The sequence below is a fragment of the Peribacillus sp. ACCC06369 genome (assembly GCF_030348945.1).
Classification (GTDB): domain Bacteria; phylum Bacillota; class Bacilli; order Bacillales; family DSM-1321; genus Peribacillus.
In genome coordinates, this window is record NZ_JAUCEN010000002.1 from 2,900,820 (window position 1) to 2,918,728 (window position 17,909).

The following is a 17,909-nucleotide window of genomic DNA, read 5'->3' on the forward strand; positions in this document are numbered from 1 at the left end:
AATCGGTCACTTGATTGTTTTTTTTGGAACTGAATTCAGACGCCTGAGTATGCCATGAAGCCCCCATCGACAGGTACCGTTATTCCCGTGACAAAACCCGAATAGGATTCATCAACGAGCCACAGCAAAGTACCGAGTAAATCTTCAGGCTGACCAAAACGCTTCATTGGTGTCGCGGTAATGATTTTATTAGACCTTTTTGTCATGCTCCCATCTTCGTTAAGCAACAGATCCCGGTTTTGCTTCGTCAAAAAGAATCCCGGAGCAATGGCATTCACTCGTAAACCCTCTTCGGCAAAATGGACAGCCATCCACATGGTGAAATTATTTATCGAAGCTTTGGCAGCACTATATGCTGGTACTTTAGTCATTGGAGCGTAGGAGCTCATGGAAGATACGTTTACGATAACTGGTGCTTCCACTTGCAATAACTCTTTTCCAAAAACCTGACTGGCCAAAAATGTACCGGTGAAATTGCTGGCAAAAACTTGAGAGAAACCATTTTCATCCAAATCAAAAAAGGATTTTCCTTCCGCTTCTTCCCCATATTTCTCTGGAGCTGTAATGGCATCAGGGTGATTGCCTCCCGCTCCATTTATTAATAGATCAACTCTACCGAATGTTTCTATTATTTTCTCCCTTGCATTCTCCAATGAAGTTCTATCCAAAACGTCTGTCGCGATGGATATCGCAGCGCCCCCAGATTGTTCAATGAGTTCGACCACTTCTTGCCCTTTTTCAGCGGTTCTATTCAATATCGCTACCTTGACACCATGACGGGCCAATTCCACAGCCATTTTGGAACATAATACACCACTGCCTCCAGTGATTACCGCTACCCTGTTTGTTAGGTTTTCATGGATGGGAATCATGATTTTTCACCTAATTTAGTAGCTTCATATGCATCCCATAAACCTAGCAAATACATGATTCCCAGTGCTCTGTCATATAAACCGTAACCTGGGCGGCAAACTTCTCCCCAAATATGGCGGCCGTGGTCCGGTCTGACATAACCCGTATAATTTTGCTTATTCAATTCTTCCACAACACCCTGTATATTGATGGAACCATCTTGAGTATGATGGGACGTTTCCACAAAGTCACCGTTTTCATAAATCTTCACATTGCGTATATGGGAGAAAGGTGCACGGTTTGCATACTTTTTAGCTACTTGGACCATATCATTTTTTGGGTTTGCCCCCATCGAGCCTGTACACATGGTAAACGCATTCGACGGCGAATCCGAAATCGAGATCAGTTTTTCATAACTCGATTCTCCGGTGATGATTCTTGGCAAGCCAAAAATGGACCATGGCGGATCATCAGGATGTATTGCCATTTTTATACCGCAAGCCTCGGCAACAGGTAATATTTCTTTAAGGAATATTTCAAGATTCGCCCATAGCTGCTCCTCGTCCACAGCCTTGTAAGCTTCGAATAATTCAGAAATTTGATCCATCTTTTCGGGTTCCCAACCGGGTAAAGTTAAATCTGAAGCTTCGGTTACAGTACGAATTAAATCTTGCGGATCTAACGTATCCACTTTCGCCTTTTCATAAAATAAGGCAGTTGAGCCATCTTCCAAAGGATGGAACATTTCCGTCCGAGTCCAATCAAAGATCGGCATGAAGTTATAACAAATGACTTTCACACCAGCTTCCGAAAGATTGCGAATCGTCTCTTTGTATTTCTCTATATATATCATGCGATCTTCGTTACCCAATTTTATCGATTCATGGACATTTACACTCTCCACGACATCCGTGTGAAAACCAAATGATTGGATATACTCGATTTCTTCTTTAATTTCTTCCTTTTCCCATACCTCACCAACAGGTTTTTGGTGTAGTGCCCAGACAATCCCTTTCACTCCAGGAATCTGTTTAATGTGCTCCAATGAAACAGTATCATTGTCTTTCCCGTACCATCTAAATGTAATGTTCATCATGCACCTCCATCATTCCGCAATTTTCTGCATGTATTTTCTGCTTAACTCCACTGCTGCCTCATAGCCGCCATTCTTATAGGCTTTGTTCAAGTCACTGCCGATACCGATTGATACCGCGCCTGCATTCAGCCAGTCCTTCATATTGTCCAAATTAATTCCGCCCGTTGGCATGATCCTTACATTGGGCAGGGGACCATTAACCGACTTGATGAAAGAAGGTTCAAAATGGTTTGCCGGAAATAATTTTATAACATCACAACCTGCTTCCAATGCCATAGCCATTTCTCTAACTGTCATGCAACCAGGCATATAGGGAATGCCATATCGATTACAAAGCTCAGCAACACCATTGACAAAATAGGGACTGACGATAAAATTGGCACCAGCTAAAATCGCATGTCGTGCCGTTTCAGAATCCAGTACCGAGCCTGCTCCTAAAAGTGCATTCGTATTCTGCAATTCTTTGAAAGCTTCTTCAATTCCCGGAGTTGTGTAAGTCAATTCTATTGCCCGAACACCGCCATCCACAGCTGCTTTCGAAAGTTTTACTGCCTCCCCTGCATCTTGCCCACGGATAACAGCCACTACTTTCGTTTCCATTATTCGATGAATAATTGAATGTTTATCCATAACTCATACCCCCTTAATTAAAAACGATGATCGCTTTTCGAACTTGTTCTGGATGATTTTCAACAAAATTAAATGCCTCTTGGATATCATCGAGTGAAAATGTATGGGTAACTAAACCTTCATGTCTTAGTCTGCCTTCATTTAACAGCTTGACCACTTTTGGGAACTGGTTGGTTTGCAATCTAGATCCTTTTACCGATACTTCCTTTTTAGTGATTGGCAGCTGGGAAACGGATGCAGGACGTTCATCAAAACCCAGTACGACAATCCGGCCAGCCGTTGATACGACATCGAATGACAATTCAAATGTCATCGGCAAGCATACTGCATCAATGACGACGTTGGCCCCTTCGCCCTTCGTCCATTCCTGTACTCGCTTTTGAACATCTTCTTTTCCCGCATGGACGGTAATATCGGCGCCGCTTACTTTAGCGAATTCCAAACGCTCATCACTTAAATCCGTGATCATCACTGATGCACCTTGAAGCTTTGCCATCTTTAATATGCAAATCCCAATAGGGCCTGCTCCTTGGATAAGCACTGTTTCCCCTTCCTCCACTTCGCCTCTCCAAACGGCCTGTGCGCCAATTGTATAAGGCTCAGCCAATACTATTTCTTCCCAAGTTAAAGCGGAATCCACAACATGTAATTGTTTCTCGGGAAGGACGAACCATTCCCTCATCCCACCATCTTCATGCACGCCAAAAACGGACAGTTTTTCACAAACATTTTGGCGACCTTTACGGCAAGCGTAACACTCCCCACAATAACTGATTGGCTCAATAACAACGTGGTCCCCCACTTTTATGCCCGCGACACCTTGACCTATCTCCACAACTTCTCCCGCTACCTCATGCCCAACTACCCGCGGCAGAGTTGCAAGGGGATTCGTACCATGGTAAATATGCATATCCGATCCACAGATCCCGACTCTTTTTACTTTCACAAGTACATCCGTTGAGTTCGAAATCCGGGGTTTTTCCACTTCTTGAATGATAAGCTCATGAGCTTTACGTACTTGAACCGCTTTCATTTCTTCCACCTACTTTGTAAGAAATTCATAAACACTTGCAGCTATCGTTATACCTTGTTTCAGGTTTTTTTCTTCATTGATTTGTTCAATCTCACCCGGTACATATACGCGTTCGAATCCTGGAGCAGGTTCAACCTGTTGCAGTTCTTCAATCATATGATCCATTTGTCCTAAAAATATATCGGTATCCGTAAAGAACGAAGGATTAATTACACAAAAATAGTGTCCCAGCTTCCGTTTCTTATCAAGATCGTCATACATTTTCCCAATGTGCGGACCAAATGCCGCGCCTGCCAATAATCCAGAAAACACATCTACAATTACGGATAGACCATAGCCTTTCGGGCCGCCGAAAGTTGAAAGGGAAACGACTTTATTTGGGTCTGTGACCGCAGCTCCATTTTCATCCACTCCCCATCCTTCAGGGATTTCCTTTTCTTCTTCACGCGCCTGAAGGATTTTCCCCCATGCAACATGGGAAGTTGCCATATCAAGGATAAAGGGTTTCTTTGTTTTAGCAGGAACTCCATAAGCGATTGGGTTTGTACCAAGAAATGAGGTTTTTCCTCCAAAAGGGACCACAATTTTATCGGTATGTGACATCGCAATGCCTATCAACTTTGCATCAGTGGCTTTTTGAACGAAATAGCTTAGTGCTCCGCAATGGCTGCTATTAAAAACAGTCACCATGCCCACTCCATTATTCCGAGCCATTTCAATCGCATGGTCCATGGCCACTTCGCCAATGACATGCCCAAATCCATCATCTCCATCAACCACACCGGTAACAGGCCCTGTCTTTTGGTAGGAAATCTGTGCATCGGGATTTATACCTCCTGCCAGTAAACGGTTTACATAATGCTCCGTTCGCAAAACACCATGGGAATTGACATTTCTTAGATCGGCATGAACCAATACCTCCGCGATTTTTCCGGCATTTTCTTCATTTAAACCCACTTTGGTCAGTTGTTTTATGACTAATCGTTTTGCTTCCTCAGCTTGTATCGTTACTGTTGTCATTTTATCCCCTCATTGCTTTCAGTCTTCTATCTTTCAATAACAGCCTCATTCTGTATGAAAGGCATTACTTCATCTAAATATGGTAAACCTTCATTGTCCCCTGAAACAGTTGTGACAAGAGCTCCTACACCATTAGCGAATGTCAATCTTTCATCGATGGATAGGCCATGAAGATATCCGTATATATAACCGGCATCATATCCATCCCCCGCTCCAACAGTATCTACCGGTATAACAGGGAAGGCTTCTTTTTCATGCCATTCTCTTTTTGTATATAGTTTTGAACCATGTTTCCCGTCTTTGATGACCAGCTGATCAATATCATTCAGTTTTGCAAATTCCGCCAATGATTCTTCAGTGTCATTTCCAGTTATCAATTTTATTTCATCTAAACCTGTAAGCAAAATATCCACATATGGGAAAATATCGAAATAAACCGATCTCGCTTCCTCGATGGACCATAGTTTCAATCGGATATTCGGATCAAACGAAACAGGGATATTTTTTTGTTCCGCTATTTCCATCACCCTTTTGGCAATATCCACATTTTTGGGGTCTATAGCCAAGAAAACTCCAGTAAGATGGACTATATCAATCGCTTCAAACATCTTCTCCGTTATATCTTCCGGCTTTAAAGTCAGAATGGGAGATTGATAACGGTAATAAAATGTCTTTCCGGAACCATCCTCCCGGATTTCTTTAAAGTTAATGGATGTTGGATATCCATCTACATAGGCAACATCACTCATGTCCACGCCTTCCCCGCGTGCGAAATTATATATGACTCTACCGAACTCGTCCTTGCCTAAACGGCTTAACCATTTTGCCCTCATGCCAAGCCTTGCACAGCCAATCGCAAAATTGAGTTCAGCGCCTCCTACTTTTCGCTCAAAACGGGTAACAAATCTTAAAGGTCCTGTTTCTTCCGGATTTAGCGTAATCATGGCGTCGCCGAGCGTTAAAACACCATATTTTGACAATACAGTACCTCCTTCTTTCGAACACTCAAGTAAAAAGTAAAACATGTGATCATACCCACTAAATCGATTTAGTTAATTACTAAACCGGTTTGGTAAATCATAAGGAAATTGTAAATGAAAACCCTACCAAAAACAATAGAAAAGTTTGATAATTTGTAATTTTATTTTTATTCGACCTATTCCCATGCATATTTCAGCTTAAACCATGGTAAATATCCATATTACGTAAAATCGGTATTGGATTTTTAATTGATTATCAGTTTCTGATTTTTTAACCTGGATATCTTATTAAAATTTTACTCTTTGCTATTAATTTGGAGTAAGTTGTATAATATATCAATTGTTAAATAAGTTTGAAAGGTTGTTTTGAATGAGTTTTGTGAAAATTTACATCTTACTTACGGGAATTATGATCACATGGGGATTGAACGTTTCAGTTATTAAAATTTTAGTTGCGAATACACAGCCCGTAACAATAACATCATTGAGAATTTTTACAGCTTCCCTTGTAGTCATTATTATCCTTTTCTTTCTTGGTCTAATACGTCTTCCTAAAAAAAGTGAACTTTTTTACGTTTTTGGAGGAGCACTTTTGAGTGTCGTTTTTCATCATTATTTTTTAGCTGAGGGATTAACGAAGACTTCCGCTTCGAATGCTGGGCTGATTTTGGGCATGGGCCCTATTTTGACTGTCGTATTGACTATGATATTCTTTCGCAAAAAGCCCACATTAATCCGGCTTCTTGGCTTTATATGCGGTGCTTTAGGAGTGAGTTTTACCGTTATGGCAGGAAGTGGAGGAATACATTCTATTAATCTGGGGGACATTGATATTTTGCTTTCAATTCTGTCACAGGCGTTAAGTTTCATTCTTATTAATAAAGCATCCAAAACAATGGATCCACGATTATTAACCGGCTACATGATGCTGATCGGGTCTTTTATCCTTTTTGCCATCAGCTTATGGAAAGAGCCTGATGGCTTATCTTCACTGGCAACTGCACCGCATTCCATCTGGGGAGCTTTCTTTTTCTCCGCTATTTTTGCCACTGCCCTTGGGCACATGGGCTATAATTATGCAATTGGTCAGGTAGGCGCAGCAGAATCATCCATTTTTCTTAACTTAAACACTTTATTCTCTCTGTTAGGGGCAGCATTTTTCCTTAATGAAGCCATAGTGCCTGCACACTTCATTGGACTGATTTTCATTGTTTCAGGTGTATTGCTGGGCTCCGGGGCAATGGAAATTTGGATTCTTCAAAGGAAAAATAAAGGGATATCTGCCTAGCGGCAACCGCATTACCTTGTTTCCGAATCTTTTCCTATGACACTACTATCCTTATTAAAAAAAGGAATTGTAGTGTCATAGTTTTTTTATACATGTACAATAGCGTATTACGTATGATACCGGCCAAACAACCAATGTATGAACAAGTCCATTGTAGTGTCCCCATTTGCACAGGCCTTTTGTTAGCTGTGCCATCCAACTTTTGTTGCATCAAATTCGCCTTGAACGGAAACCAACGAGACCATTTCCCCCTTATCTCAACCAAGAGAAACCCCTCGGAAACATATTGTGAACTTAATAAAAAAAGAGACTGTCTATGCGTTACAGACAGCCTGAGATTCCCTTTATGCTATATTAATTCGCCCAAAGCGCAAACAATCCTTCTGTCACACCCAATTTGTATATATAATAAAGACCGAATCCAAAACTTATAGCTCCCGCCAGTTTGATGAAGGTTCGGTTTAAACCGATATTCTTTCCATTCAAAGCAAACGGTATGCCCAGTATAGTTGTAAAACACAGCATCCCAATAATCGTCCCTGCGCCAAATATAATTATATAGATGGATCCTTCACCTATACCGGTAACGGTAGACATCGTTAGGATGACCATTGCGGCACTGCCGGCGAGACCATGGACGAACCCAATTAATGCAGAAACCAAAAAAGGACGTAATCCATCATGGTCGTTCGTGATATTAAGGCGGTCCTTAAATAAACTTTTCGCCCCAAGTATAACTAGCATAACACCAACACCGAATTCCAACGTCATGCTTAACGACTCCAGAATTTCCCCTTTCATCCAAATATACAGCATCCCTGTAAGAAACAGGGTACATGTATGGCCTATTCCCCAATACACCCCCGTTAGAGTGGAACGTGATATTTTTTTCGTATTTCCTGCTGTGGTTGCAACTGCAATAACGTGATCCGGCTCTAACGAATGTTTTATCCCCAATAGGAAGCCTAATGTGAGAATCGAAACGAAACTCATTTTTCCACCACCTCCCCGAGACACTTCCATACTTCTTCATACACCCGTTTAAGCGGTATTTTGTTTTGCATGGCAATTTTACGGCAATCTTCATATTCGGGTGCCTGCTGCATGGGCAAACCCTCATGGACCCCTCTCTTTATCGTCACTTTCCCCCATTGTGTATGCACATTGAAAAAAGATCGTTCGAGCCGGTGCACGGTAAGCGGATAGTAGCGTATACCAAGCGTCGTCGTTTCAGCAAATAATATTTTCTTCATTTTCGAAATCATCTGCTGTGAACAGAGAAGTTGCAATAACACCCCTGGTCGATTTTTTTTCATGAAGATTGGCGTATAATATACATCATTTGCTCCTGATTCAAACAGCAAATCCATTACATGTCCAAGCCATTCACCGGAAATATCATCCAGGTTAACTTCCATTTTTACCATTTGTCCATCAAGATGCTCATGATCAGGTGGGCGGTTCATTGAATCTCCCCGATGATAATGCGAAGGACGTTCGGATGATTTTCAAATGTTTTTGTTCCCGCTCCATAGCCAATCGATTCGACAGTCATGGCTGGAAGCGAGCCAAATGTTTCAGCCAAAACCGCAGAGATGGCAGCACCGGTCGGCGTTGTTAATTCAGAACGAATATCGTTTGCGGCAATTGGTACCCCTTTTAATATTTCAAGAGTGGCAGGTGCAGGAACCGGATATATGCCGTGATCAATATGTATATGTCCAGACCCCGTGGGAATGGCTGATGACTGAACTGATTCGATACCTAGCTGATTGATTAAAATTGCTGCGCCGATTATATCTATTATGGAATCTACCGCTCCTACCTCGTGAAAGTGAACTTTTTCGAGAGGAAGCCCGTGTATGTGCCCTTCCGCTTCACCAATCTTCCTAAAAATGGCGAGTGACATGTTCGATACCGATTCATTAAAGTTAGCCTCATTTATTGCCTCCACAATTTGTTTGTACGTACGGCTGCCATGATGATTGTGAAGCACATGGCTATGATTGTGTTCGTGTTCATGGGTATGGTTATGCTCATGGCTATGACTGTGTTCATGTCGATTACTTTGGCTGTTTTCATGACTATGTTCGTGACTGTGTTCGTGTTCATGTGGTTCCTCTGATCCACTGGTGAGAATGACATCAAATTTAGTACTCCTAATGCCATTTTTGACGACCTTCCCCCACGACAGAGTATATTCTTCATCTATGTTCAGCTTTTTTAACTCTTCTTCCATTTGTAAAGGATCTGCACCTGCATCAATCAACGCACCAATTACCATATCTCCGCTTATGCCAGAAAAGCAGTCAAAATATAATGTCCTCATCATCATTGATCTCCTTTTTATGTACAAGTTTGTAAATAAGCGCTGCATTGTAGGCCGCACCAAATCCATTATCGATGTTTACCACACTTACACCTGATGCGCATGAATTGAGCATCGATAAAAGGGCCGATAAACCGTTAAAATTCGCACCGTACCCGACACTTGTCGGCACAGCAATAATTGGATTCATGACAAGGCCTCCTAACACACTTGGTAGTGCCCCTTCCATACCCGCGACACAAACTGAAACGGTAGCACTTCGTATCTCGTCAATATGATCAAGGAGGCGGTGCAGCCCAGCAACACCAACATCGTAAATACGCCTGACTGGAATACCTAGAGTTTCGGCCGTCACGGCTGCTTCTTCAGCAACCGGCAAATCTGAAGTCCCGGCGCATATTATTGCGATATATGTACCGTCGGATTTCGGCTTTTCTTTAACCCATGCAAGTGTCCGTGCAATCTCGTTATACTCAAAATCACTACATTCTTTTTGTACAAATACCGCTTTTTCCCGAGAAATACGCGTCACAAGCACGGAATTATTCCTTATCCGCAGCGATTGGACGATCATTAAAATTTGTTCAGCTGTTTTCCCTTCTCCAAATACAATTTCGGGAAATCCTTGTCTCTTTTTACGATGGTGATCGATTTTTACAAATCCTAAATTTTCATAGGATGCAAGTTTTCCCTTTGCTTCCGCTGCAGTCAATGTACCATTTTGAACCTGCTCTAAAATGTCGTCAATCATAACATCTCTTCCTTTTCAAGCGTTATATTCATACTCCCGCTCTTATAGCCAGTGAGATCCAACGATACATACTTATAACCGAATTCCTTCAGCCGTTTCGTAATCGCGACATGATATTGTAGCACTCGCGGCATATCAGCGGGTTCGACTTCAATTCGGGCCGTCTCCCCATGCGTCCGGACTCGTACCTGGTGAATATCCATTGATTTTAAGTAAGCCTCTGACTTATCCACTTTCGTCAATTTTTCCTTTGTAATGATATCTCCATAGGCTATACGTGAGGATAGGCAAGCAAATGACGGTTTATTCCAGGTTGGCAAACCTGCTTCCTTGGACAATACTCTTATTTCTTCTTTGAACAAGTCGGCTTCCTGAAGCGGGCCCCTGATTCCTTTTTCTTTAGCAGCTTTCATACCTGGACGAAATTCGTTAGCATCATCAGCAATAACACCATAAATAATATTATTAAATTCATATTCTTCAAGAATAGGACGCAAGTGTTCAAATAAACTACTTTTACAAAAGTAGCAGCGATTTTGGTTATTTGCTGTATATCCAGGAATGGCTAACTCCGAAGTTTGAATGACACGATGGTTGGCGCCAATCCATTTTGATAGCATAAGTGCTTCATTCAACTCGCTCGAAGGATAGGTTTCCGAATCTGCTGTAATGGCTAACACATTATCATAACCCAATGTATCAATAGCGACTTTAAGCAAAAACGTGCTGTCCACGCCTCCTGAAAAAGCGACCACAACCGTCTCCATTTTTTGGAGAATAGCCTGCAGGTTTCTGTACTTTTCTAGTAACATAGCACTTTTCTCCTTTCTGGTTTGAGGATTTCTGAATTTATTTTATGTTCCACCAGAAATAACACCCTGCTGGACCACTAAAAGATTGCCGAGATACTTTTGCAAATTTGCCGGAAAGGATGAAATACACAGCTATTTTTCATTCCCAGCGCTATTAAAGTGACACCCATATAAACGACGGCAAGCTATAGTTTTTTTTACGTTTGCCGAGAATTTTTTTGCAGTTTCTGACAGCCTGGAGTAGTCATCACCTGAAATCAAATTCGCAGGATTGATCAATGAACCACCAAGTCCCTCCGCGTTGGCAGCAGTCTAAAAAAAAGTGAGGTTGTCAAGGTTGACACCGCCAGCTCGCATAAGCGTGATGTGATGTGAGGAAGCGGCCCTTTAAGATTTTTTTTGTTACAACGTCCATGGCACCATCTTCTTTCTCTTGTCAGGCTATTACGTGATTGGAAAGCGTGCCGATCTTTTCAATACTGACGTTCAACCGATCACCGTTTTTTAACCAGATTTTCGGATTGCGTCCCATTCCAACGCCAGGTGGTGTACCAGTTGCAATCAAATCACCTGGTTTAAGTGTCATGGATTGTGATAAAAATGATATGATTTTCGGAACCGTAAAAATTAGGTTGCTGGTATTTGAATCCTGCATAATTTCACCGTTTAATTCAAGCGAAATCGCTAGATTATGGGGATCGCCCACTTCATCATGTGTAACGACAACAGGCCCAAATGGAGCAAATGTGTCCGCCGTTTTGCCTCTTGACCACTGGCCGTCCTGAAATTGCAAATCTCGGGCGCTAATATCATTCATAATTGTATAGCCAAAAACATAGTCATTCGCCTCTTCTTCTGACACATGTTTCGCTTCTCTTCCAATGACAACCGCAAGCTCTGCTTCAAAGTCGACCTCGGTTGAATTAATTGGGATTTCAATCGCATCGTTATGGCCGGCAATCGCATTCGCATATTTTGAAAAAATGACCGGCGAAGCAGGTCGCTCCATCCCGGTTTCCTTGCAATGATCAATATAGTTAAGCCCGACGCAAATGATTTTTTCCGGCTGTGCAATTGGCGGCAGGACATTTACTTCTGACAGTCTGAATATCGCATCGTCATTTACCCGTTGCTCGATTAACTGTTCAGCACGTGTACGCAACTCGCTGCCTCGTTCTATGAATTTTTTCATACAAGCAGGAAATTCATCTGAACCTAGAGCCGTTAAACTAATAATTCGATCATCTTGAACTAGGCCAATGTGCTGTTCGTCTTGTACGGAAAAAGTGACTATTTTCATAATTCCTCCCTTTCTTACGTCAAAGCGTATGGTGTTTTTTCCCCTTTTAAGACCTGAACGATATTTCTTGCTGCTTTTTGACGAAGTTCAACCATCGCTTCCTCAGAATACCAGGCGCTGTGCGGTGTAATAATGACATTGTCCATAGTGAGTAGTGGGCTATCGATGCGGACTGGCTCATTTTCTGTCACATCAAGTGCTGCACCTGCAATTACCCCTCTTTCAAGTGCATCAGAAAGTGCTGTTTCATCGATTATCGGTCCACGTGCGGTGTTAATGATGACCGCATTTCTCTTCATTTGTTTAAGGCGCTCCTCGTTAATCAGATGGAACGTATCATCGATTAAGGGTACATGGACCGACAAATAATCGGCTTCACGAATAATTTCATCGAGATCCATTTTTTGAACGCCGACAGCAGCCATCTCTGCCGACGATACAAATGGATCATAAGCAGCAGTTTTAAAGCCCAGCGGTTTCACCTTTTCAATGAAACGGCGCGGAATGCGGCCAAAACCGAGAACTCCAACCGTTTGTTCGTTAAAACGATGAATCGGTACAGCCACTTTAAAGTCCCAGTTACCTCTTTTCACCTCATTGTTTAACAGCGTCACTTTACGTGACCATGAAAGCAATAGTGCCAATGCATGATTCGAAACTTCTTCCATGCCATAATCCGGAACATTGGCAACCGTAATCCCCTTTTCTTTTGCCGCATCGAGATCAATTGTATTGACCCCGACACCGTAGCGGGATATGATTTTCGCGTTTTCGAGTGATGCAATTACGCGACGAGAAACAGGGGCATATTGATTTAGTATTGCGTCCGCATCCTTTGCCAGCTCAATAACTTCTTCTTCTGTTTTGCATTGTGCTTTAATAAAATCAAAGTCCAATCCGCTTTCTCGAAACACGTCTTCTTCATATTTCAAATGTTCAAATTCATAATCAGTTAATAATATTTTAAAGGCCATTAGACTCCACTCCTATAGATGGTAATAACCCCCTTAAAGGCAGGGGGATTCCTCCCGTTTCAGGTGAAAAATCAATTATTTCACTGCTGCTTTTTCGACTTTCGCAATACCAAGTCCTTCAGCGCCAAGTTTCGATGTTTTAGCTTCTGGATAATATCGTTCAATCATTTGAATTCCAATTGCGGCACGGCGTACACGTTCCTGGGCGAGTGAGATGTTCGTACTTTCCCATTGTTTCCCTGATGGGTATACGTCAGGGTGATTCCGAAGGCCAAACTTGATGTATACAGGCGCCAATGTACGGATGATTTCCGGTATTTCATAATAGCGAAGAAAGCCGCCGAAGGTATCCGGCACTTCTACGTATAAATCAATTGGAATGTCTATTGATTGTCGGATCGCTGCAAGTTTAGACAGCGTTAATGCAGGTGGCACGTTGTAGGTATCCGCACCGATGTCTTCCATTAATTTAACGGATACTGGATTGGCTGGTCCCATTTGAACCGATACTTTAACAACAAAATCTTCCGGGAGCTGTCCGTGTTTTTTCATCTCCTTCGTTATAAGAAGAAGTCCTTCATCCGCAACTAACGCACCGCGAAGACCAAGCGCCGCTCCTCTTTTCAGGTCTTCCATTGCATAAACAAGCTGGTCGGAGCCTTCATGGCGGATTCCCTGTGATTTTCCTCCCGGCGTAAGCGGTCCCGCACTTACATCCCATGAACCCCTGGGGCCGACAAACAAACTCAGCTCCATACCGCGCTCTGCTGTCAATTCACACATTTCTTTAATTTCATCATCCGTTTGAAGCATGATGCCGCTTCCTTGTGATATTCGGTGAATGGTCAATCCGAGTCGGTCAATTTCTTTCAGTGTTTCTTTTAGAGCAGCTGGTCCTTCTACACTTGGGAGTTCAATGCGGTATTGAGCGCCATCTGGAAATGTTTTCGTTGAGGTCGGAAGTTCTTTAAGATCAGTTGATGGGTAGCCTAATTGTTCGAGCAATTCGCGTGATTCTTTCATTATTGGACGCCTTCCTTCATGTCTAAAATTTTTAAAAGAGCAGCTACTTTATCACTCAAATCAGCAGGGTATACATCACATGGAGAACGGTGTCCAGCCGGCACGTCAAACCAGCGCTGATGAACGGCTTCTTTCATGGCTGTAAAAAATGTTGGACCGTAATTGTACACATCCATCAGTTTTGAAATCACTTGATGATATTTCTGTGCTTCAGCAAGATCACCTTTTTGATACGATTCATATAAATCAACGGATATTTCCGGCATAAAAACAGCGCTTCCATTGATGCTCCCCGCTGCACCAATCATTTGAGCCGGAAGCAAATGCTCGTCAAACGCAGAGAAGACGCGGAAATCACTGCGAACATTCTTCACTTCCTCCAGCACTTGACGAAGGTGGCCGAAATCACTGACCGTCTCTTTAATCCCAGTAATGTTTGAATGATCTTCGGCTAATTTTTTAATCAATTCGATTGATAAATTTTGTCCTGTTAAGAGCGGAATGTTATAAATGAAAACTTGCAGATTCGTATGATTCGCGACACTGGAAAAATGTCGGTATAGTTGCTCGTCAGATAGCTTCCAGTAATATGGGTTGACTACGAGAACGCCGTTCGCTCCATGTTCTTCAGCATAAGAAGTTAATTCAAGTACCTCTTTTAATGAGGTATGTCCGACGCCAACCATCACAGGCACCCGTCCGTTAATGTGATTTATCATTTCACGTACGTATAATTTTCTTTCTTCCGTTGTAAGTGATGAGAACTCACCTGAACTTCCCATCAACAAAATACCGTCAATATTCTTTGAAATTAATAAGTCGATATAACTTCTGTTCAGTGGTATATCTAAGTTCCCCGTTTCATCAAATAGGGTGACTACCGGTGGAATGATGCCATGAAAGTTCATTGTTTTGCCTCCTTTTATTACTATTCAGCGATGCTCCCGACTTCATGACGCCAAATTTGGTTTGTCCAATCATGTCCGGTTTCTGCTGACTGCTTCAATTTTCCCTCATCAATCTCCAAGACCCGGTTTATCCGGAATTTTCACATAACCAATTCTGTAGTCTGATTATTCCGAATTATTTACGAGGATGTCCGTGCTTTCGTTGTACTATATTGCCCTGGCTTTGTTCTGGAATAATGAAATTCTATGTCGTTATACTTGTTAAGAACCTTTAATGAAAACAGTTTTTATTGCTGTATAAAATTCCTTCGCCGCTTCACCTTGCTCTCGTGAACCCGTGCTCGATGCTTTCATCCCTCCAAATGGTGCTTGTAACTCTACGCCCGCGCTTTCTGCGTTGATACGGACAAGCCCTGCTTCAATTTCATCGATGAATTCCAGAATTGAGCTAATATTTGATGTGAAGATTGAGGCACTCAATCCGTATTTCGTATTATTTGCCAAGTCAATGGCTTCGACAAGATCGGTTGCTTTTATAAGCGCGATAACTGGCCCAAAAATTTCTGCTTGTGCAATCTCCATATCGGACGTCACTTCTTCAAAAATCGCTGGTGTTATGAAAAAGCCTCTATCGTAGTCTCCGCCAGTTAATATCTCCCCGCCATGTATGAGTTTCGCGCCCTCCTGCTTGCCTTTTTCAATGTACTCTGTCACCGTATTGAACTGGCTTTCACTTGCACATGGGCCCATCCAAATACCCTCTTGAAGACCGTTGCCGACTGTAATTTTCGCTGCTGCATCTACCAGTTTTTGTTTAAATTCATCATAGACGGACGATTCAACAACAACACGACTTGAAGCTGTACATTTTTGGCCTGAAGATCGAAATCCGCCGCTGATGACTGCCTCGACTGCTTGGTCGATGTTCGCATCTTTCGTGACGATAACTGGATTCTTGCCACCCATTTCAAGCTGATATTTTATCCCGCGAGCGGAAGCTGATTTTGCGACACTCTGCCCAACACTTTCAGAACCGGTAAATGTAATCGCATTTAAAAGCGGATGATCGATGAGTCCTTGACCGATGATCGATCCCTTACCGGTAATGAAGTTCACAACGCCCTCAGGGAAGCCGGCTTTTGTAAAGCATTCCATCACTTTCGCTGCTGTAACGGCTCCCTCCGTAGCAGGTTTCCATACGATTGAGTTGCCATATACAAGAGCAGGAGCCATTTTCCAGATAGGAATTGCAACCGGGAAGTTCCATGGCGTGATTATCCCGACAACACCAAGTGGGGTGCGTTTCGTAAACATTAGGGCATCTTTATCGGATGATGGAATAACATCGCCGTCTTTCCGCATCCCTTCCCCAGCATAGTAACGCAGGATGGCAACACCTCGTGCCGTTTCCCCTTTTGCTTCCGGTAACGTTTTACCCATTTCGCGAGTCATTGTTTCGGCAATTTCATCTAGATTTCCTTCCAATATATTGGCCGCTTTGAAAAGGATTTGTCCACGTGCAGACTGCCCTAGCCTCCGCCAATCCCTCTTCGCCTTATGCGCAGAAGCTACAGCTTTGTTCAAGTCATCTTCCGTTGAGCTTTGAACGTAGCCTACCGGTTCTTTGTCCGCTGGATTAATGCTTTCGATTGTATTTCCAGAAGATGCATTCACCCACTCATTATTAATGAAATTTTTATATGTTTTCGTTGCAAATGTAGTTGATATCATAATCCTTAGCTCCTTTTTCGTTTTAGAATGTCGGTCCAATTCTCCAAATACCAAAGTCATGCTGCTTTAATATCTCCGCTTTTGTTAGTTTTCCGTTTGAAACATGTTGAATTTCTTCCATTATGCGCTTGCCCACTTCATCAACGGTTTCTAAACCATCTACAATCGTACCAGCATTTAAATCCATATTTTCATTCATCCTGTCAAACATTGGTGTATTAGTTGAGATTTTTATGACGGGTGAAATAGGAGAACCCGTTGGCGTGCCTCTACCACTTGTAAAGAGAACAATTTGGGCACCGCCTGCGACCATTCCCGTCAATTGCTCAATGTCGTGGCCAGGCGTATCCATCCATACCAGCCCTTTTTTTGTGGGCACCTGGGCATAATCAATGACTTCTTCCAGTCTGGTTGTGCCTGATTTTGTAGCCGCCCCCAATGATTTTTCTTCGAGTGAGCTAAGACCTCCCTCAATGTTTCCCGGACTCGGATTTCCGGTGCGGATGTCTACGCCCATTTGAATCGAGCGGTCTTCCATCATTTTAATAACGGCATAAGCTTTTTTGGCTACCTGGTCGTTTGCCGCCCGGTTAGCGATCAAATGCTCTGCACCGATGAGTTCAGTCGTTTCCGCTAATATTGCGGTTCCCCCCTGCTGAACGACCAAATCGCTTGTACGCCCAACTGCCGGATTCGCCGATAAGCCGGAGCATGCATCCGACCCACCGCATTCTGTGCCGACAATCAGCTCGCTAAAATCACATAATTCCCGTTGCACCATCGAGGCATCCTGGACCATTTTGACCGCAATTTTAGCTACTTCGGCAATGGTTTGAAGAGTGCCGCCATGATCCTGAATCGATACAGTTTCCACTGGTTTACCGCATTTGGCAATTTCATCTCCAATACGGTGCGCCTGATGTGTTTCACAGCCAAGTCCGAGTACTATGACACCATATACATTGGGATTCATGCCCATCCCCGCATAGGTTCTGGCCGTTTGATCATAATCAGTGCCCACTTGCGCACAGCCATGCTGATGAATGAATGTTACTGTTCCGCTCACCAATTCTGTGACGCGCTGAGCTGTTTGAGTTGCGCATGTTATCGTTGGCAAAATCAGTACATGATTCCGTATACCGACGCGGCCATCCGGACGGCGGTAGCCCCAAAACTGCATTT

Annotated in this window: 18 protein-coding genes; 1 reads left to right on the forward strand and 17 read right to left on the reverse strand. The window is 42.8% G+C overall.

Going from position 1 to position 17,909, the window contains the following annotated elements:
* Positions 1–35 precede the first annotated feature (35 nt).
* From QUF78_RS14870 to QUF78_RS14895, 6 genes are read right to left on the reverse strand one after another with little or no spacing between them, the layout of a single operon-like run.
* Positions 36–872, reverse strand: coding sequence for an SDR family oxidoreductase (locus QUF78_RS14870; protein WP_289325266.1), 837 nt, complete (start codon positions 870–872; stop codon positions 36–38).
* A complete protein-coding gene (gene uxuA, locus QUF78_RS14875) occupies positions 869–1,945 on the reverse strand; it encodes a mannonate dehydratase (RefSeq protein ID WP_289325267.1) in 1,077 nt (358 codons plus the stop codon). Before uxuA ends, QUF78_RS14870 begins: the two co-directional genes overlap by 4 nt.
* A gap of 12 nt (positions 1,946–1,957) precedes the next feature.
* Positions 1,958–2,578 (reverse strand): bifunctional 2-keto-4-hydroxyglutarate aldolase/2-keto-3-deoxy-6-phosphogluconate aldolase, encoded by a 621-nt coding sequence (locus QUF78_RS14880; RefSeq protein WP_289325268.1) that lies wholly within the window; start codon positions 2,576–2,578, stop codon positions 1,958–1,960.
* 13 nt (positions 2,579–2,591) lie between these two features.
* Positions 2,592–3,611 carry a zinc-binding alcohol dehydrogenase family protein gene (locus QUF78_RS14885; RefSeq protein ID WP_289325269.1) on the reverse strand — a complete coding sequence of 340 codons (1,020 nt, stop codon included), beginning with the start codon at positions 3,609–3,611 and terminating at the stop codon, positions 2,592–2,594.
* Positions 3,612–3,620: 9 nt separating this feature from the next.
* The gene (gene allD, locus QUF78_RS14890; RefSeq protein WP_289325270.1) at positions 3,621–4,631 is read right to left on the reverse strand and encodes an ureidoglycolate dehydrogenase; all 1,011 of its coding nucleotides are present in this window, start codon (positions 4,629–4,631) and stop codon (positions 3,621–3,623) included.
* A gap of 26 nt (positions 4,632–4,657) precedes the next feature.
* A complete protein-coding gene (locus tag QUF78_RS14895; protein ID WP_289325271.1) occupies positions 4,658–5,656 on the reverse strand; it encodes a sugar kinase in 999 nt (332 codons plus the stop codon).
* Positions 5,657–5,981: 325 nt separating this feature from the next.
* On the opposite strand from QUF78_RS14895, the gene QUF78_RS14900 reads away from it, so the two are divergent.
* Positions 5,982–6,899 carry a DMT family transporter gene (locus QUF78_RS14900; RefSeq protein WP_289325272.1) on the forward strand — a complete coding sequence of 306 codons (918 nt, stop codon included), beginning with the start codon at positions 5,982–5,984 and terminating at the stop codon, positions 6,897–6,899.
* A gap of 354 nt (positions 6,900–7,253) precedes the next feature.
* On the opposite strand, the gene QUF78_RS14905 is transcribed toward QUF78_RS14900, so the two are convergent.
* The 11 genes from QUF78_RS14905 to QUF78_RS14955 all read right to left on the reverse strand — a co-directional run bounded on the left by QUF78_RS14905 (position 7,254) and on the right by QUF78_RS14955 (position 17,907).
* Positions 7,254–7,892, reverse strand: a complete 639-nt coding sequence (locus QUF78_RS14905) for an urease accessory protein UreH (protein WP_289325273.1) — start codon at positions 7,890–7,892, stop codon at positions 7,254–7,256.
* A complete protein-coding gene (gene larC2 / locus QUF78_RS14910; RefSeq protein WP_289325274.1) occupies positions 7,889–8,365 on the reverse strand; it encodes a nickel pincer cofactor biosynthesis protein LarC2 in 477 nt (158 codons plus the stop codon). The genes QUF78_RS14905 and larC2 overlap by 4 nt, the downstream gene beginning before the upstream one ends.
* Positions 8,362–9,228 (reverse strand): nickel pincer cofactor biosynthesis protein LarC, encoded by an 867-nt coding sequence (gene larC, locus QUF78_RS14915; protein ID WP_289325275.1) that lies wholly within the window; start codon positions 9,226–9,228, stop codon positions 8,362–8,364. Before larC ends, larC2 begins: the two co-directional genes overlap by 4 nt.
* The gene (gene larB / locus QUF78_RS14920) at positions 9,209–9,979 is read right to left on the reverse strand and encodes a nickel pincer cofactor biosynthesis protein LarB (RefSeq protein WP_289325276.1); all 771 of its coding nucleotides are present in this window, start codon (positions 9,977–9,979) and stop codon (positions 9,209–9,211) included. Before larB ends, larC begins: the two co-directional genes overlap by 20 nt.
* Positions 9,976–10,791 (reverse strand): ATP-dependent sacrificial sulfur transferase LarE, encoded by an 816-nt coding sequence (gene larE / locus QUF78_RS14925; RefSeq protein WP_289325277.1) that lies wholly within the window; start codon positions 10,789–10,791, stop codon positions 9,976–9,978. Before larE ends, larB begins: the two co-directional genes overlap by 4 nt.
* A gap of 436 nt (positions 10,792–11,227) precedes the next feature.
* Complete coding sequence (locus QUF78_RS14930) at positions 11,228–12,091, reverse strand: fumarylacetoacetate hydrolase family protein (RefSeq protein ID WP_289325278.1); 864 nt, start codon at positions 12,089–12,091, stop codon at positions 11,228–11,230.
* Between the two features lie 14 nt (positions 12,092–12,105).
* The gene (locus QUF78_RS14935; RefSeq protein WP_289325279.1) at positions 12,106–13,065 is read right to left on the reverse strand and encodes a C-terminal binding protein; all 960 of its coding nucleotides are present in this window, start codon (positions 13,063–13,065) and stop codon (positions 12,106–12,108) included.
* Between the two features lie 75 nt (positions 13,066–13,140).
* A complete protein-coding gene (locus tag QUF78_RS14940; RefSeq protein ID WP_289325280.1) occupies positions 13,141–14,088 on the reverse strand; it encodes a U32 family peptidase in 948 nt (315 codons plus the stop codon).
* On the reverse strand, positions 14,088–14,996 hold the full coding sequence (locus QUF78_RS14945) for a dihydrodipicolinate synthase family protein (protein WP_289325281.1): 909 nt from the start codon (positions 14,994–14,996) through the stop codon (positions 14,088–14,090). Before QUF78_RS14945 ends, QUF78_RS14940 begins: the two co-directional genes overlap by 1 nt.
* Positions 14,997–15,257: 261 nt before the next feature.
* Positions 15,258–16,727 carry an alpha-ketoglutaric semialdehyde dehydrogenase GucD gene (gene gucD / locus QUF78_RS14950; protein WP_289325282.1) on the reverse strand — a complete coding sequence of 490 codons (1,470 nt, stop codon included), beginning with the start codon at positions 16,725–16,727 and terminating at the stop codon, positions 15,258–15,260.
* 22 nt (positions 16,728–16,749) lie between these two features.
* Positions 16,750–17,907, reverse strand: a complete 1,158-nt coding sequence (locus tag QUF78_RS14955; RefSeq protein WP_289327326.1) for a UxaA family hydrolase — start codon at positions 17,905–17,907, stop codon at positions 16,750–16,752.
* Positions 17,908–17,909 lie beyond the last annotated feature (2 nt).

Bases quoted from the DNA above. Each gene is read 5' to 3' on its own strand.
- QUF78_RS14870 (WP_289325266.1), bottom strand. From the start codon at position 872: ATGATTCCCATCCATGAAAACCTAACAAACAGGGTAGCGGTAATCACT.
- uxuA (WP_289325267.1), bottom strand. From the start codon at position 1,945: ATGAACATTACATTTAGATGGTACGGGAAAGACAATGATACTGTTTCA.
- QUF78_RS14880 (WP_289325268.1), bottom strand. From the start codon at position 2,578: ATGGATAAACATTCAATTATTCATCGAATAATGGAAACGAAAGTAGTG.
- QUF78_RS14885 (WP_289325269.1), bottom strand. From the start codon at position 3,611: ATGAAAGCGGTTCAAGTACGTAAAGCTCATGAGCTTATCATTCAAGAA.
- allD (WP_289325270.1), bottom strand. From the start codon at position 4,631: ATGACAACAGTAACGATACAAGCTGAGGAAGCAAAACGATTAGTCATA.
- QUF78_RS14895 (WP_289325271.1), bottom strand. From the start codon at position 5,656: ATGTTTTACTTTTTACTTGAGTGTTCGAAAGAAGGAGGTACTGTATTG.
- QUF78_RS14900 (WP_289325272.1), top strand. From the start codon at position 5,982: ATGAGTTTTGTGAAAATTTACATCTTACTTACGGGAATTATGATCACA.
- QUF78_RS14905 (WP_289325273.1), bottom strand. From the start codon at position 7,892: ATGAGTTTCGTTTCGATTCTCACATTAGGCTTCCTATTGGGGATAAAA.
- larC2 (WP_289325274.1), bottom strand. From the start codon at position 8,365: ATGAACCGCCCACCTGATCATGAGCATCTTGATGGACAAATGGTAAAA.
- larC (WP_289325275.1), bottom strand. From the start codon at position 9,228: ATGAGGACATTATATTTTGACTGCTTTTCTGGCATAAGCGGAGATATG.
- larB (WP_289325276.1), bottom strand. From the start codon at position 9,979: ATGATTGACGACATTTTAGAGCAGGTTCAAAATGGTACATTGACTGCA.
- larE (WP_289325277.1), bottom strand. From the start codon at position 10,791: ATGTTACTAGAAAAGTACAGAAACCTGCAGGCTATTCTCCAAAAAATG.
- QUF78_RS14930 (WP_289325278.1), bottom strand. From the start codon at position 12,091: ATGAAAATAGTCACTTTTTCCGTACAAGACGAACAGCACATTGGCCTA.
- QUF78_RS14935 (WP_289325279.1), bottom strand. From the start codon at position 13,065: ATGGCCTTTAAAATATTATTAACTGATTATGAATTTGAACATTTGAAA.
- QUF78_RS14940 (WP_289325280.1), bottom strand. From the start codon at position 14,088: ATGAAAGAATCACGCGAATTGCTCGAACAATTAGGCTACCCATCAACT.
- QUF78_RS14945 (WP_289325281.1), bottom strand. From the start codon at position 14,996: ATGAACTTTCATGGCATCATTCCACCGGTAGTCACCCTATTTGATGAA.
- gucD (WP_289325282.1), bottom strand. From the start codon at position 16,727: ATGATATCAACTACATTTGCAACGAAAACATATAAAAATTTCATTAAT.
- QUF78_RS14955 (WP_289327326.1), bottom strand. From the start codon at position 17,907: ATGCAGTTTTGGGGCTACCGCCGTCCGGATGGCCGCGTCGGTATACGG.